The sequence below is a fragment of the Niallia sp. FSL R7-0271 genome (assembly GCF_038005785.1).
Lineage (GTDB): Bacteria > Bacillota > Bacilli > Bacillales > Cytobacillaceae > Niallia.
In genome coordinates this window covers 1,133,943-1,148,893 of the sequence record NZ_JBBOTZ010000002.1, presented here as the reverse complement: position 1 = coordinate 1,148,893, position 14,951 = coordinate 1,133,943, and the positions used below count along the sequence as shown (strand labels likewise).

Below are 14,951 nucleotides of genomic sequence, written 5' to 3'. Positions count from 1 at the left end.
AGGAGAAAGAATAAAAGAAAAATATCTTCTAAACATTATAATGTTATATTGACTAGACCAAAAAACTATAATAGAATGTCTGTATGAAAAGGATTACATTATGAAAAAGGAGAGAGTTATTCATGAATAGTTTATTGTGTTGATTTGGAGGTATTTCAACTAGTTTATTGTAACTAAAATGGAAAAGTAAGCACAGAAACAAGAAATCAATAATCGGGACAGTATCGGGTTAAAAGGTAAGAGAACTTATTGGTGATGCAGATATCATTCATCTTGGAGTATAGTCTACTTAGCAGGGTTATTTTTACCCTTAAACATCATAATGTTATAAGGTTTAAAAAATTCTTGGTCAAAGATTTCTAAAAAGAGGGGGTATTTTTATGAATAAGGTTATGCAGTTTTTAGAAACGAAAGTAATGCCAACCGCACAGAGAATTGGTTCTCAGCGACATCTTTTGGCAATACGGAATGGAATTTTATCAACGCTACCGTTAACAATCATCGGTTCATTTTTTGTCATTTTATTGAATTTTCCAATTGCAGGTTATGATGAATTCATTGCGGACTTTAGGCCGGTATTAGATATTCCCTTTCGATTCACTGTAGGAGCAATGGCTCTTTATGCATCATTTGGGGTTGCATATGCTTTAGCAGGGCATTACAAGCTTGATCAATTAAGTACTGGTTTACTTTCAGTCTTGGCTTTCCTGATTACTTCAATTGTGCCAGTACAAGTAACTGAACCTGTTGCAGGAGTTATTGAAGCAGGACGCTGGCTAAATATAAGCAATTTAAGTGCTCAATCTTTATTTGGTGCAATTGTTACTTCTTTGTTAACTGTCGAGATATTTCGCTTTTTTATCAAAAGGGACATTCGGATTAAATTGCCAGAAAGTGTACCACCGATGGTTGCCAATTCATTTACTGCATTAATTCCTACACTCGTTGTTATTGTGCTTTTTTGGCTTGTACGCCACGTATTACATTTTGATATTAACTCGGTCATTACTTTGCTCATCTCGCCATTAAAAGACTTTTTAGTTGGAAATAGTCTGTTTGGCGGATTATTAACGATTTTCTTGGTTGTTTTTTTCTGGGCACTAGGCATTCATGGGCCTGCAATTATGGGACCAATTATAAGACCAATGTGGGATGCAAGTATTCTTGAGAATATGGAAGTATTTGCTTCAACTGGTGATGCCTATAATCTTCCAACTTTATTTACAGAGCAATTTATTCAATGGTTTGTCTGGATTGGGGGAGCAGGATCAACTTTAGCACTCGTAGTACTATTCATGTTCTCAAAAGCAACATTTTTGAAGGAATTAGGAAAACTATCATTTTTGCCCGGATTGTTTAACATTAATGAACCAATCATTTTTGGGGCTCCCATCGTAATGAACCCTATATTAATTATTCCATTTATCTTGGCACCACTTGTAAACGGAATTGTCTCATACTTGTTTTTCCAATTTCATTTGATTCCGATGATTATGGCGAAACTTCCGTTTACGGTTCCAGCACCAATTGCAGCAATCATAAGTACAGATTGGACGATTATGGCAGGAGTATTAGTTATTTTGAACTTCTGTATCTCGCTAGCTATCTATTTTCCATTCTTTAAAATGTTTGAAAAGCAGCACTTAGAGCAAGAAAAAGAACAATCCCAAACTAAAACTGCGTAAGGGAGATGATTCAATGTTAGAGATGGTTCTATCAGGGGGAGTATTGGTTGCTTCTTATATCGTATTTTATAAAACAAATATCGGCGCTAAATTGTCAACATGGAAAGCAATCGGCATATCGATTCTGGTAATCTTTCTATCAATGTTTCTATTTGTCATTACTGGCGGAAAATATTATCTAGTGGTAATTGTGCCCACTATTATATGTGCAGTATTTGTCACCGTCAGTTTTCAAAGATATATAATCAACGTTCAAAAAATGATGTCAGAAAAGTATGCAAATCGTGAGGTGTAATTAATGAAGCGATTAGGTGTCTCAATCTATCCAGAAAAGTCAACGATGGAAGAGGATAAGCAATATTTAAAAATGGCAAAAGATTATGGTTTTGATCGTGTGTTTACTTGCTTATTATCAGCTTCAAAGCCGAAAGAGGAATTAATGCGAGAATTTACCGAGCTTATAACTTTTGCAAAGGAACTACAAATGGAAGTCATTTTGGATGTCTCTCCTGCAGTCTTTGACACATTAAATATTAGTTATGATGATCTAAGTTTTTTCAATGAGCTAGGTGCTGATGGAATCAGACTTGATTTAGGATTTGACGGATTAAAAGAAGCGAAAATGACAAATAATCCTTACGGTTTAAAAATAGAGTTGAATATGAGTAATGATGTTGATTATCTGTCCAATATTTTAACCCATCAAGGCAATAAAGATTATATCATCGGCTGTCACAATTTTTATCCGCAAAAATATACAGGTTTACCATATGATTTCTTTATTAATTGTTCGAAACGCTTTAAAAAATATGGCATTAGGACTGCTGCCTTTATAACATCTTCAGTCGGACAAATAGGCCCATGGGATATCAATGACGGGTTATGTACGTTAGAGCAGCACCGGAATTTACCAATTGCCATTCAAGCCAAGCATTTGTGGGCAACCGGGTTTATTGATGACATCATCATCGGCAATGCTTACGCAAGTGAGGATGAACTTCGTAGACTCGGGGAGCTTAATCGAGATATTCTAGAATTAGAAATCGAATTAGAGTCTGATGTTAGCGAATTGGAAGCAATTGTAGCTTTAAACGAAACACATATACGACGCGGTGATATTACAGAATATATGATTCGTTCAGTAGATGTACGAAAAAAATATGCTGATCGATCTTTTGAGGAAAAACAATCAGTGTCTCAAACGACTGGGGATATTTTTATTGGGAATAATCAGTTCGGAAAATATAAAGGCGAATTGCAAGTCGTTTTAAAGGATATGCCTGAAGACAATCGGAAAAACAAAGTAGCAAACGTTGTTGCTGATGAGCATTTTCTATTAGAGTATATCAGGCCATGGAGCCCTTTTAAGCTCGTAAATATAAAATGATTTCTACACTTTCCTATTCATTATTGATACAATAAAGGGAAAATAGATAAAAGTTAATCGAAGATGAGTAACGTTGGAAAGGTAGATCTTTATGAAATTGTTACGGAAAAAGGGCCCATTTTATATTCAAGTAAAAAATGAATTAAAAGAACGAATGATAAAAGGAGTTTATCCTAAAAATTCGTTAATCCCGCCTGAACCCGAATTGGAAAAGGAATTTGGTGTTAGTAAAATCACGATACGCAAAGCTGTCGAACAGTTAGCTCTTGAAGGCTATGTAGAAAAACATAGTGGTATCGGTACAAAAGTTTTAGATAATCGAGCCATTTCAAAATTATCAAAGGGGCAAGGGTTTTCTGAATATTTATTATCGACAGGATATACCTTAAGGAAGGGTAACGTAACTATTTCTAAAATTGTTGTGTCAGACCATCCAATCTTATCTAACTATTTTCCTGAAAAAGAATGCTATTGTCTAGAGCGAATTTTTACGTTAAATGACCAACCGTACATTCATTTTACTCACTATATTCCTGGTCGTTTTTTACTTTCGCTAGACCCAGAAACATTTAAAGATTCCCTGTATGAAGAACTGTATGAAAAGGGAGTGTACTTTAACCGATTTCAAGATGAATTTGGTGTGGAAAATCCAAGTGAAAAAATAGCTAGTTTGTTAAATATTGAGCCGAAACCATTATTTCAAAGAACACGTTTTTCTTATGATATCAATGAACAATTAATCGAATACTCGATTGGCTACTATAATACTGATATACATAAATATGTTGTGAACTTAAATATATAGCTAATGAAAAGAAGCTAAGTTACTCCATATGTACTTAGCTTTATATTTTAAATATTTTTGAGGGTATAAACATTATAACGTTATGATTTATTGTATTACATCAATCTAAAGTTTAATGCAAATCGTTATTAGTAACTTAACTTTTTCACAAAAGCCTCACATAATGAGGCGTTTATTTTAGTGGATTGCAGCTTTAAATTAGTACGGAAAAGGTGAAATGGTATGAAAGATTTCGTATTGCATCATGTAAAGAGACTAAACGGAGAGGAAATCGATATTGTCATTAATGACGGTAAAATTGCCCAGGTGGTGCCGGTTGGAGCTGGACGTGGAGTACATATGATAGATTGCTCAGGTGTTTATGTATCAAGTGGTTGGATTGATTTACATGTCCATGCATTTCCTGAATTTGACCCGTATGGTGATGAAATCGATAAAATCGGAGTGAATCAAGGGGTGACAACAATTGTGGATGCTGGTAGCTGCGGTTCTGATCGAATCTCAGAATTGGCAGCGAGCAGACATAAAGCTAAAACGAATGTATTGGCTTTTTTGAATATTTCACGTATTGGTTTACAAAGAGTGGATGAATTATCCAGATTAGAATGGATCGATAAAGGCAAGGTTTTACAAGCTGTAAATGATTATAAAGAAGTAATCGTTGGATTAAAGGCACGGATTAGCAAAAGCGTGGTTTGTGATAATGGGATTGAACCTTTAAGGATGGCGCGGGCTCTTTCTAGAGAAACAGCATTGCCATTAATGGTCCACATCGGTTCTGGTCCGCCATTCATCGATGAAATTATTCCACTCTTGGAGAAAAGAGATATCATTACACATTATCTCAATGGAAAACAAAATAATCTTTTCGATGCACAAGGGAAACCGCTTCAGGTGTTAAAGGATGCAATTGAACGCGGTGTGCATCTGGATGTTGGGCATGGTACGGCAAGCTTTTCATTTAAAGTTGCGGAAGCGGCAAAAATTCATAAAATTGGGTTAGATACAATCAGCACAGATATTTATCGAAACAATCGAATAAACGGTCCAGTATATAGCATGGCTAATGTACTAACAAAATTCCTTTCCTTAGGTTATTCGCTAGAGGAAGTAATCGCGGCAGTTACGACAAATGCAGCTAATTGGTTACAAAAACCTGAGCTGGCTTGCATAAAGGTTGGGTCTGTTGCGAATATGACACTATTTACTGTTCGAGATGAACCGATTACACTGACTGATTCTGACGGTGAAAAGCGGGAAGCGTATCAAAGAATAGAAACAAAAGGAGTGGTTGTAAATGGAGAATTCATTGAATGCTAAATACGGGCTTAAACGTGTGATTAATGCAAGTGGAAGAATGAGTATCTTAGGTGTATCAGCACCAACTGATACGGTGATGGATGCAATGAAACAGGGTGGACAAAATTATGTTGAGATTGCAGATTTAGTCGATAAAGCAGGTGAGCATGTTGCAAAAATCCTAGGATCAGAGGCAGCAGTGATCGTGAACTCGGCATCAAGTGGGATTGCCCTTTCTGTTGCGGCAGTGGTGACAAAAGGCAATCGACGCAAAAGTGAGCGACTTCATCAAGAGAATATTCCAAAAAGTGAAATTATCATGCTGAAGGGTCACAATGTTCAGTACGGAGCACCTGTTGAAACGATGATTTATTTAGGCGGTGGAAAGCTTGTTGAGGTTGGATATGCCAATGAAGGAAAGGCGGAGCATATCGAAGATGCGATTTCGGAAAACACAGCAGCTATCCTTTACGTGAAATCACATCATGCTGTTCAAAAAAACATGATTTCAGTGGAGGAAGCATGGGAGGTTGCCAAACGGAATGAAATTCCACTTATCGTAGACGCAGCGGCAGAAGAAGACCTTCAAAAATATGTGAAATTTTCTGACCTTGCGATCTACAGTGGTTCAAAGGCAATTGAAGGTCCAACATCAGGGATTGTTGGTGGCAAGCAAATCTATATTGAATGGCTAAAGCTTCAATTACATGGGATTGGACGAAGTATGAAAGTCGGGAAAGAAACAACATTTGGATTACTTCAGGCACTTGATGAATACGGCAATAAAGAAGACAAAAGTGAACAAGAAAAAGAATCATTGCAAATATTAATGTCCCTTAATAAGCTTAAAGGCGTCAATGTTAAGATTGTACAGGATGAAGCGGGCCGTGCCATTTACCGTGCACGAATTCTAATTGATGCTAATCAAGTTCAGTTTACAGCACAGGAAGTGAATGAAAGACTGCGAGATGGTGAAATCGCTATTTATACACGGGATTATGGTGTGAGACAGGGCTATTTTGATATTGATCCACGTCCATTGCAACATGATGATATTCAGGTAATTGAATCTAAGATACGTGAAATAGTGGGAGGAATATAAAATGTCAAATATATCAAAACGTTTTTACAAAAACCGTGTTGCATTAAATGTGTTAGCAAATAGTGTAGAGAATGCAAAAGAGGTTTTTGAAGCTGCTGAAGGTTATGTGTTAGTTGGTGTCCTTTCGAAAGATTATCCTACAGTAGAAGCAGCAGTAACAGCAATGAAAGTCTATGGTAAAGAAATAGAAGAAGCGGTATCGATTGGATTGGGTGCTGGTGACAACCGTCAAGCAGCTGTAGTAGCAGAGATTGCAAAATACTACCCAGGCAGTCATATAAACCAAGTATTTCCTTCCGTTGGAGCAACACGTGCCAACCTTGGTGAAAGAGATAGTTGGATTAATAGTTTAATATCTCCAACAGGGCGCATAGGTTATGTGAATATCTCCACTGGACCGGTTAGTGCTGCGCAGGAAGAGCATGCGATAGTACCGATCAAAACCGCCATTGCGCTTGTACGCGATATGGGTGGAAATGCATTGAAATACTTCCCGATGAAAGGGTTAAGCAGTGAAGACGAATTCCGCGCTGTTGCACAAGCATGTGGTGAAGAAGGTTTTGCATTAGAGCCAACAGGCGGGATTGACAAAGAGAATTTTGAAACAATCTTGCGTATTGCATTAGAGGCCAATGTGCCGCAAGTTATTCCGCACGTGTACTCATCTATAATAGACAAAAACACAGGAAGAACTAATGTTAAGGATGTAAGTGAATTACTTCAAACGATTAAGAAATTGGTTGATCAATATGCCTAAGAATGTTGCAGCATTTGGAGAGGTTATGATGCGTCTTCAAGTGCCAGGGTATGAACTTCTTTCTCAAAGTGGCACATTAACCTATTCATTCTCTGGTACGGGTGTAAATGTAACCGCAGCATTAGCAAAATTTGGCCATATAGGGTTTCTTGTATCTACCTTGCCTGAAAATCCAATTGGTGATGCAGCTCTATCATATCTTCAAAAACTTGGTATCACAACATCCTTTATTAGACGAGATGGGCAGTATGTTGGTATGTACTTATTAGAAAATGGATTTGGTGCCAGGCCTAGCCGGGTAACTTATTCCAATCGTCTTGAAAGCAGTTTTAATAAAGCAACTGATGGAACCTATGATTTTAATACCATTGTAAAGAAAGTCGATGTTGTCCATTTTTGCGGCATCTCGCTTGCAATGAATAATAATGTTCGTCATCTCATGAAAACATTTGCCAAAGCGGTGAAAGAAAATGGAGGGATAGTTGTTTTTGATTGTAACTATCGTCCATCGCTCTGGGGTGAGGACGGATATATAAAAGCAAAGCCACATTATGAAGAAATGCTTCATTTAGCTGATATAGTCATGATGAATGAAAAAGATGCAATGTCTATATTAGGGTTGAAAACAGAGAAAAATGACCGCAGTGAGCAGCTTAAGGAATTGATTCCATATGTTGCGAAAACATATAATATCTCCGTCATTGCTGGTACACACCGTTTAATCAATAGTGACAATACGCATTCTTTGAAAGGTTTTATCTTTAAGAATCAAACATTTGTCTTTTCAAAAACACTAACATTTTCTGTCTTTGACAGAATCGGAGCGGGAGATGCCTATACAAGCGGAATTGTACATGGTGTAATGGAAGGGTTTTCAATGCTGGAGACAGTTGAATTTGCCGCCGCAGCTGGAATGCTTGCGCATACAATCGTAGGAGACACACCAATGTCGTCGGAAAAGGAAATATTGCGGGCGATGTCTGAATCAGTAGGAGATGTCGAGAGGTAAATTGTAGTGGGAAATAAAGATTAGTCAGAATGCAAAAAATAGAAGAAAATCACTTTCTCACAAATTTAAAAAAGCATTCACCTAAAGGCGGGGGCAGTAAGGTCTTACCATAGTGATTGTCCTTTTAGATTAATCTGATGAAAACAATTCTGAAATTAACTCGATTCCTACCGTATGATGCAAATTAGCTAATAAATTATGGGCTGTCAAGGCAAGCTGCATACTCGTTAATCAGCGTTTGTGGCGATTTTTCGATAACACAAGTGGTGGATGAAAATAAAGGAATTCATGTATCAATCCCAAAAAGTGTATTGCTGCCTAAGGCTTAGGATATATCCTAAGTCTTTTTATTATTCTTCTCCTAGTTCTGTTTATTCCGATCAGAAGCTGAAATGTAAAAAAGCTTCTATTTTTCTAACAGAAGTTACCGTGAATTTCTCCACAAAAATTGTCCATAATAAAACAGTCATGAACAGCATAATTTTTAGGAGGAAATGAAGAAAAATGAGAATGTTACATTCACTAATAGCATGTATGACGATTCTTTTATGTGCAGTCGGTTTAAACCCAACTGTCTCCGAAGCACAGCGAGTAACACATGATCCTGTAATTTTCGTGCACGGATTAGGGGGAAACAGTACTAACTTTTATTTCATTAGAACCTATTTGAAGCAGCAAGGCTGGGCAGATAATGAGTTGTACGCCATTGAATTACTTGATAAAACAGGGAACAGCATTACAAATGCGAAACAGCTGTCTACTTATGTAGATGATGTGCTAAGAAAAACGGGTAAGAAAAAGGTTGATATTATAGGACACAGTGCAGGCGGGATAAATGCGTTAACTTATATTCTGACTGATGGGGGAAATAAAGTTAACGATGTAGTAACATTAGGATCCCCAAATCGAGTAATAACAACAAAAGCACCCGTCGGAACAGATCCAAACCGCAAAATCCTTTATACATCCATCTACAGCAAAAACGATTATATAACACCTAACAAACTTTCCATCCTCGATGGAGCAAAAAACATTGAAATAACTGGTGTTGATCATTTTGGGCTTGTTACTAGTAAAAAAGTAAATGACTTGATTAAGGTTGCTTTGAATGGCGGCGGGTTGAATACGAATAAATAATTAAAACCCTATTATGTGGACATGAGGTTAACATAATAGGGTTTTAATCTATTTACAATTCGTTCAGTATGGTTGTTACAGAGTACTCTGCCACATAAGGCTGATTCTCATTTAAAATGTCATCTGTAAAGTTTATTCCATCTACAATAACTGTTTTCTCGTTATTCTTAGTATGGGAGAGGCTAATGCTTACTACTGCATCACCATTGTAGATAGTCAGCGGTGTTAATGTTTCATTTAGGCTATCATAGAGCAGCAAATCTCCGTTTATTACAGTCCCGTATACGTAACTTTTGACAACTAATATGTATTGGTCATCAAGCCATAGTGCTTGCTTCGGATAGTAATTGTTTTCATTCTCGTTATCCACTTTTACTTCTACCGTACCCTCATCCTTCATGTACACAAAAAGACTTCCACCTTCTTCAAAACCACCGAGGGGATTAAGCAGTATGTTCTGATAAGAAGGGGAGTAAGAGATAACATCGTTATTGTTTAAATAATTAAAAGTACTTGTTTTTCCATCATTTGTAGAAACGACTAGTTTTTCTTCAAAAGGTGTATATGTTAACTCGAAATTATCGATGCTTTCTGTTGTCGAGTCATCTAGAGGTAATATGTCATTATTTGCTGTAATGACAGCCGTATCCTTACTGCCAGTTTTAGTTTTCTCGTCCATTGATGGTGCTGAATTAGATTCTTTTTTCTTTTCAGATGCTTCTTCAGAGTAACTTTGATATAAAATACCCCCGTAAAAAGCTCCTCCAAGCAATAATACGATAATTATTCCTGTGATACTGATTTTTCGTTTTTTCTTTTGCATTCTCATTAATAACTAGACCTCACTTTTTTTCTTAATAACGTACAAAATAATAACATAATTAAGAACATTTAAGAATAGCAAATTTAGTAGTTATTAGTGATATAAAAAAATAGAATACACTTCCTAACAAATCTTACCGGTTGTTTCTCCTCTCGAAATATATAACAATAGTTATAGCAAGATAACTTCTAAACCATAGGGGGAAATAATGAAGACTACTAAATTACTAATTTCATTAGTTGCATGTATGGCTATTATTGTTTCTGTTGTTGGAGCGAAACCTTCTGTTTCCAAAGCAGCGTCAAGTCATGACCCGGTTATTTATGTGCACGGAACAGGCGGTAACAGCACAAACTTCTATGCAATTAAAAGTTATTTAAAATCACAAGGCTGGGCAGATAATGAGCTTTATGCTATTGAATTATTAGATAAAACAGGCAACAGCTATACAAATGCCAAGCAGCTTGCAACATATGTAGATCAAGTATTAAAGAAAACCGGCAAAAGCAAGGTCGATATCATCGGACACAGTGCAGGCGGTATTAATACATTGACTTATATCTTGAACACTGGCGGAACAAAGGTGAATGATGTTATCACATTAGGATCGCCTAACAGATTTGTTACATCAACAGCACCAGTTGGCAAAGATTCTAACGATAAAATTCTGTACACGTCTATTTACAGTTCAAATGATTATTTAGTGCCAACATGGCTTTCTAACCTTAAAGGAGCAAAAAACGTTGAGCTTAGTGGAATTGGCCATTTAGGGTTGGTTGCTAACAGCAAGGTGAATGAGCTTATTAAAACAGGATTAAATGGCGGCGGCCAGAATACAAACTAATAAAATGAATGCAAAAAATGACTCAAGAGCTGTCTTGAGTCATTTTTTTATATATCAGAATTTAGTATTCGAGTTTATTATTTTGCCGAGATCCAACTCATGTACTGTGTCACACAGAATCTCAATATCCTCTTTGCTATGGCTGGCGAGTAATATTGTTTTTCCTTGATTTTTCAGCTCTAAAAGGATTGTTCGAATATCTTTAACACCTTGGTTATCCAAGCCATTCATCGGTTCATCAAGTATAAGGATATCAGGATCTTCCATCAGTGCTTGAGCAAGACCAAGTCGCTGCCTCATTCCGAGTGAATATTTGCCGACATGTTTTTTACTTTTAGAATCTAATCCAACTTTTTCAATTACATGTAAGATCTGTTCCTTTGATATTTGCTTTTTGATTGCAGCAAGAAATTTCAAATTGGTGTATCCATCATAATTAGGCAGAAATCCCGGTGCTTCAATAATGATACCTATATTTTCTGGCACATCACAGTCCTGACCGATTTGCTGATCATCTATCTTAATACTTCCAGATGCTGGGATTACGAACCCGCAAATACACTTTAAGAGAATGGTTTTCCCAGAACCATTTCTGCCAACTAAACCGTGAATTTTGTTTTTTTCAAACGATAAGGAGATGTTATTTAATACAGTCGTTTCTCCAAACCTTACTGTTAAATCATGAACCTTAATACCTGCATGCATCTTAACTACTCCTTTCTTGCTTATATAGGTGGTAACACATTAATCGTTTGCTTGCGGTTAATTACAATGGCTGATATTATCATTATCCCGATCAGTAGAGCAAAACTAATATAAATATAGGTTATCGACGGCATTGGAGTTGTTCCATTAATATCAATCCGTGCAAGATTGCTCCATGACACAGGTGAAAAGCGGTATAAATAATATCTATTGGTAACAGCCGCATCTAAAACTAGCAGGAAGGATGCTGTTAATATTCCAAACACTCTAGTGTTCGAAAAGGAATTAATAACATAAATAATAAGCCCTAAAAATACTCCGGTTAACCACGAAAGCAGGAGAGAAAACCACAATGCTTGAATGGGCGAAAAATAGTGTAAAACATCTGAAGGAATAAATGTTTTTAAATTAACTACATCGGCTGCATTAGTATTTGCAAGTGTGCCAAGAACTTTTCCCCATTCCATTGTAAATTGGATATTGAAAAGGTTAAGCCCGATAGATAAGAGCAGGAGAAAGATAAAATAAACTGCTGAAGCGATGAAAATATACCCAATTTGTCCGATGCTCCATGGAATTCTGCCGCTTCTTGCGATTATATAGGGCTGGTTCTCGTCAATAAAAGGAGCATCACTGAACAGTAATAGTAAGGGGAAAAAGAACAGTAGCTTAATAAATTTCTGAGTAAAAAGAAACGGAAACATCCATGGCGAGACATTAATATCAATGTCTTTTCCAAAATCTACGATTTCCTTCGTAAAGCTATGTGTCAAAATGATCAGCAGAATAGCGATAATCCAAACTCGGTAATTGGAGGACCATTTGCGGAAATTTTGCAAACACACAAATCTTGCTGTATTAAACAACTTCATTACGCACCCTCCTCTTAACTTGATAAGAAAACAGCCATCCAGCTAGTATTGATAACATAATAAAAATAAAACAAAAGTAGATAAAACTGATGAGGGGACCTTGCTGAATGACATCTGAACTTCTTGTAAGTAAGTACAGGTTAAATGCATTTGGAAGTAGGATGGTAACTTCTTCTAAAACATAACTGGCAATAACAGGTGCAACTATTGCAGCAAAGTGAATTGGTATAAACGCAGAGAAGGTTAATCCAACAACTGTCCATAATGCTGCTGCCATACTAAAAACAAAACTTTGTGCTAGTAAATATAAAGGCGGGAAAATACTGGTACTAAGTGATTTAAATGGTGGAAACAATACTTGGTTTAAATCTTCATTTGGAAACAAGGGGAACTTAAATGACAGTAAGATGATAAATAGGATTTGTCCTATAAATACAGTTAATAAACCACTGACAAAACAAGTAATAATTTTTGACCACACATATTTGCTAATCCCTGTACGGATGACAACTGGTTTTATAAATTGGCATTTCCAATCACTGCAGAAGCTGGATACATAAGGAAAAGCAGCAAATAAAACTACTAATTTTTTAAACATTGTTAAGCCTATAAAAATATCAAAATAATAAGCTACATCTCCAGCAACACTGTTAATTTCTTCCCAGACGCTTATAAAACAAAGTAAAGTAACACCGATGATGGAAAGGTAAAAAACAGGAGACGAAAATACTTGCATAAACGACATAGTTAATGCTCTGCTTTTCATATTAATAGTCACTTCCAATACGCAATTCTTGGCCCGTATCTGCATCGATTATGATAGTAAAATAATCGGATGCTGTGTTTGTGCCTTTTTCATCACTAGACGTTACATCCTGTTTGGCGGTAAAGACCCATGCAGGGGTTAGTTTATAGCTGATGGAATCCTGCTTGGACACAATTGGAACATACTCTAATGCTATTTTTGATATTGTTATTGGGTCTGTTAATATGACATCTTTGTACTTGTTTTCAACCATGTTTAAGGCGTCTTCCAAGGAAATCGGATTTACTTTATTTTGTATTGTTTTGCCTGTATCATAAATGCCGTCTAGAGTTAAGGCAATTATTCCATCTTTATTAACAACACCTACTATCCGGCTTCCTATTACCGGTATTTCAGCAGCATTACTAAAATAACCTTTGTTTGTTATGATTAGATTGTTTTGTACAACAGGAAAGGTGACTACATATGCTTCATCAGCCTTTTCCCATTTGCGAGGATGACCGCCGTCCTTTTGTTCGTAATCCTCCCATTCATTTTCTAATGTTTCTAAATCTAAAGCAATCACATCTGGATTTCCAAGGTTGGTTATACCGTATTCATTTGCTGCCTTTTTAACCTTTTCAATGGCATCGTTGCTATTAATATTTTCAAGTGCTGTTTTTTTGTATATATCGTGCAAATCAGACCGTATATTGGGTTTTGCACCATATATAACATCAGAATATTCACGATCACTGTAAAATGAATCCTCAAACCTAACAGTACCTAATTCTATCGACATATACGATCCATCCGTAAATTCAAAATATACATCTTTATAGTCTGGTTTAATCTCATTATTGTTTTCAAAAGTATCTGTTAATTCTTTATTATTTACAAGTTCCTGCTTTAACGGATCGTTCTTAAAGTCCTTCGGTGAGACGGATAGTGAGGGATAATCTTTATTTTCTCCACCAGCTATATCTGCTTTTACAAGCAAGTTTTTGTCCAATTCCACATCAAGATTATCAGGTGTTGGTTCATTTGATTTGTTTGCCTGTTTCGAATCAGATGCAGCGTTTTGTTCACCTGTTGGAAAGCAGCCAGAAAGCACGACTAGAAATGTGCAAAGCAGCAATAACCATATTTTTTTCAAGACTTATACTCCTTTCAAAAATGATTAAGTAATAATCAGAGACCGATGCAGGTAGTCGGTCTATGTTAATTTAGACGATTTAGCTTGTTAAGAGTACCAATAACCTTCTGAGTGTACAGAGTATTTATCTGTATCCGCTTGCAGAATTAAACTTTGACCTTTGTTCGCTTTTTTACTATAAGCTTTGACAATTTTTTTTGCATTAGAGGGAGTTACCCTAATGTAACCAGTGTAAGATGTTGCACTAGTTGACGGGCTTTTTCTTATATTGTAGTAGTATATATCAGAAGATATTATATTGTGCTTTGTAGTGTAAATATAGCCTTTTTGTTCAGTATCATCTTTCGGGTTAGGTGCAGAATACGCTACACCACTATTTTGCGACGGAGTTACATTAAACGAGAAGGATTTTTTCTGTGCAAACCCAGTAGGAGTCAAGATTGAAAAAAGAAAAGCGGTAATTAATAAACCAGGGATAAGTTTCTTTTTCATTGTTTTTCTCCTTTTAATCATTTTTTTATAATCTGTCAGGGACCTGCATGCCAGATTACATGTAAAATATAACACGGCTAAAGAATTAATAGTTTTGCGAATTATGACATTTTTCTATTAATCTAGTATTTTA

At 36.2% G+C, this 14,951-nt stretch carries 16 protein-coding genes; 10 read left to right on the top strand and 6 right to left on the bottom strand.

The window, feature by feature from the left end:
• The first annotated feature begins 380 nt into the window (after positions 1–380).
• The 9 genes from MKX82_RS25760 (at position 381) to MKX82_RS25720 (ending at position 9,181) form a co-directional block, all read left to right on the top strand.
• Positions 381–1,685 carry a PTS sugar transporter subunit IIC gene (locus MKX82_RS25760; protein ID WP_341081124.1) on the top strand — a complete coding sequence of 435 codons (1,305 nt, stop codon included), beginning with the start codon at positions 381–383 and terminating at the stop codon, positions 1,683–1,685.
• A gap of 13 nt (positions 1,686–1,698) precedes the next feature.
• Complete coding sequence (locus tag MKX82_RS25755; protein ID WP_341081123.1) at positions 1,699–1,980, top strand: hypothetical protein; 282 nt, start codon at positions 1,699–1,701, stop codon at positions 1,978–1,980.
• A 3-nt stretch (positions 1,981–1,983) separates the two neighbouring features.
• Positions 1,984–3,072: a DUF871 domain-containing protein gene (locus tag MKX82_RS25750; protein WP_341081122.1), complete on the top strand. Its 1,089-nt coding sequence runs from the start codon at positions 1,984–1,986 to the stop codon at positions 3,070–3,072.
• Between the two features lie 91 nt (positions 3,073–3,163).
• Positions 3,164–3,877, top strand: a complete 714-nt coding sequence (locus MKX82_RS25745) for a GntR family transcriptional regulator (protein ID WP_341081121.1) — start codon at positions 3,164–3,166, stop codon at positions 3,875–3,877.
• A gap of 222 nt (positions 3,878–4,099) precedes the next feature.
• Positions 4,100–5,197 carry an amidohydrolase/deacetylase family metallohydrolase gene (locus MKX82_RS25740; RefSeq protein ID WP_341081120.1) on the top strand — a complete coding sequence of 366 codons (1,098 nt, stop codon included), beginning with the start codon at positions 4,100–4,102 and terminating at the stop codon, positions 5,195–5,197.
• Positions 5,175–6,278 (top strand): DgaE family pyridoxal phosphate-dependent ammonia lyase, encoded by a 1,104-nt coding sequence (locus MKX82_RS25735; RefSeq protein WP_341081119.1) that lies wholly within the window; start codon positions 5,175–5,177, stop codon positions 6,276–6,278. Before MKX82_RS25740 ends, MKX82_RS25735 begins: the two co-directional genes overlap by 23 nt.
• A gap of 1 nt (position 6,279) precedes the next feature.
• Positions 6,280–7,035 (top strand): 2-dehydro-3-deoxy-phosphogluconate aldolase, encoded by a 756-nt coding sequence (gene dagF / locus MKX82_RS25730; protein ID WP_341081117.1) that lies wholly within the window; start codon positions 6,280–6,282, stop codon positions 7,033–7,035.
• Entirely contained in the window at positions 7,028–8,044 is a 1,017-nt protein-coding gene (locus tag MKX82_RS25725) for a sugar kinase (RefSeq protein ID WP_341081115.1), read from the top strand. Before dagF ends, MKX82_RS25725 begins: the two co-directional genes overlap by 8 nt.
• Before the next feature lie 504 nt (positions 8,045–8,548).
• The gene (locus MKX82_RS25720) at positions 8,549–9,181 is read left to right on the top strand and encodes an esterase/lipase family protein (RefSeq protein WP_341081114.1); all 633 of its coding nucleotides are present in this window, start codon (positions 8,549–8,551) and stop codon (positions 9,179–9,181) included.
• Between the two features lie 52 nt (positions 9,182–9,233).
• Here the strand turns inward: MKX82_RS25720 and MKX82_RS25715 are convergent, their stop codons facing one another.
• Entirely contained in the window at positions 9,234–10,004 is a 771-nt protein-coding gene (locus MKX82_RS25715; protein ID WP_341081112.1) for a hypothetical protein, read from the bottom strand.
• Positions 10,005–10,212: 208 nt separating this feature from the next.
• On the opposite strand from MKX82_RS25715, the gene MKX82_RS25710 reads away from it, so the two are divergent.
• The gene (locus tag MKX82_RS25710) at positions 10,213–10,848 is read left to right on the top strand and encodes an esterase/lipase family protein (RefSeq protein WP_341081111.1); all 636 of its coding nucleotides are present in this window, start codon (positions 10,213–10,215) and stop codon (positions 10,846–10,848) included.
• Positions 10,849–10,902: 54 nt separating this feature from the next.
• Here MKX82_RS25710 and MKX82_RS25705 read toward each other — a convergent pair whose 3' ends face one another.
• The 5 genes from MKX82_RS25705 to MKX82_RS25685 form a co-directional block, all read right to left on the bottom strand.
• Positions 10,903–11,553, bottom strand: a complete 651-nt coding sequence (locus MKX82_RS25705) for an ABC transporter ATP-binding protein (RefSeq protein WP_233315132.1) — start codon at positions 11,551–11,553, stop codon at positions 10,903–10,905.
• A 20-nt stretch (positions 11,554–11,573) separates the two neighbouring features.
• On the bottom strand, positions 11,574–12,425 hold the full coding sequence (locus MKX82_RS25700) for a hypothetical protein (RefSeq protein ID WP_341081109.1): 852 nt from the start codon (positions 12,423–12,425) through the stop codon (positions 11,574–11,576).
• Positions 12,412–13,191 (bottom strand): hypothetical protein, encoded by a 780-nt coding sequence (locus MKX82_RS25695; protein WP_237942836.1) that lies wholly within the window; start codon positions 13,189–13,191, stop codon positions 12,412–12,414. Before MKX82_RS25695 ends, MKX82_RS25700 begins: the two co-directional genes overlap by 14 nt.
• Before the next feature lies 1 nt (position 13,192).
• On the bottom strand, positions 13,193–14,326 hold the full coding sequence (locus MKX82_RS25690; protein WP_341081108.1) for a hypothetical protein: 1,134 nt from the start codon (positions 14,324–14,326) through the stop codon (positions 13,193–13,195).
• A gap of 87 nt (positions 14,327–14,413) precedes the next feature.
• A complete protein-coding gene (locus MKX82_RS25685) occupies positions 14,414–14,818 on the bottom strand; it encodes a hypothetical protein (RefSeq protein WP_237942832.1) in 405 nt (134 codons plus the stop codon).
• Positions 14,819–14,951 lie beyond the last annotated feature (133 nt).

What these genes read in the sequence shown, in the direction of transcription:
- MKX82_RS25760 (WP_341081124.1), top strand. Translation starts at nt 381, where the DNA reads ATGAATAAGGTTATGCAGTTTTTAGAAACGAAAGTAATGCCAACCGCA.
- MKX82_RS25755 (WP_341081123.1), top strand. Translation starts at nt 1,699, where the DNA reads ATGTTAGAGATGGTTCTATCAGGGGGAGTATTGGTTGCTTCTTATATC.
- MKX82_RS25750 (WP_341081122.1), top strand. Translation starts at nt 1,984, where the DNA reads ATGAAGCGATTAGGTGTCTCAATCTATCCAGAAAAGTCAACGATGGAA.
- MKX82_RS25745 (WP_341081121.1), top strand. Translation starts at nt 3,164, where the DNA reads ATGAAATTGTTACGGAAAAAGGGCCCATTTTATATTCAAGTAAAAAAT.
- MKX82_RS25740 (WP_341081120.1), top strand. Translation starts at nt 4,100, where the DNA reads ATGAAAGATTTCGTATTGCATCATGTAAAGAGACTAAACGGAGAGGAA.
- MKX82_RS25735 (WP_341081119.1), top strand. Translation starts at nt 5,175, where the DNA reads ATGGAGAATTCATTGAATGCTAAATACGGGCTTAAACGTGTGATTAAT.
- dagF (WP_341081117.1), top strand. Translation starts at nt 6,280, where the DNA reads ATGTCAAATATATCAAAACGTTTTTACAAAAACCGTGTTGCATTAAAT.
- MKX82_RS25725 (WP_341081115.1), top strand. Translation starts at nt 7,028, where the DNA reads ATGCCTAAGAATGTTGCAGCATTTGGAGAGGTTATGATGCGTCTTCAA.
- MKX82_RS25720 (WP_341081114.1), top strand. Translation starts at nt 8,549, where the DNA reads ATGAGAATGTTACATTCACTAATAGCATGTATGACGATTCTTTTATGT.
- MKX82_RS25715 (WP_341081112.1), bottom strand. Translation starts at nt 10,004, where the DNA reads ATGCAAAAGAAAAAACGAAAAATCAGTATCACAGGAATAATTATCGTA.
- MKX82_RS25710 (WP_341081111.1), top strand. Translation starts at nt 10,213, where the DNA reads ATGAAGACTACTAAATTACTAATTTCATTAGTTGCATGTATGGCTATT.
- MKX82_RS25705 (WP_233315132.1), bottom strand. Translation starts at nt 11,553, where the DNA reads ATGCATGCAGGTATTAAGGTTCATGATTTAACAGTAAGGTTTGGAGAA.
- MKX82_RS25700 (WP_341081109.1), bottom strand. Translation starts at nt 12,425, where the DNA reads ATGAAGTTGTTTAATACAGCAAGATTTGTGTGTTTGCAAAATTTCCGC.
- MKX82_RS25695 (WP_237942836.1), bottom strand. Translation starts at nt 13,191, where the DNA reads ATGAAAAGCAGAGCATTAACTATGTCGTTTATGCAAGTATTTTCGTCT.
- MKX82_RS25685 (WP_237942832.1), bottom strand. Translation starts at nt 14,818, where the DNA reads ATGAAAAAGAAACTTATCCCTGGTTTATTAATTACCGCTTTTCTTTTT.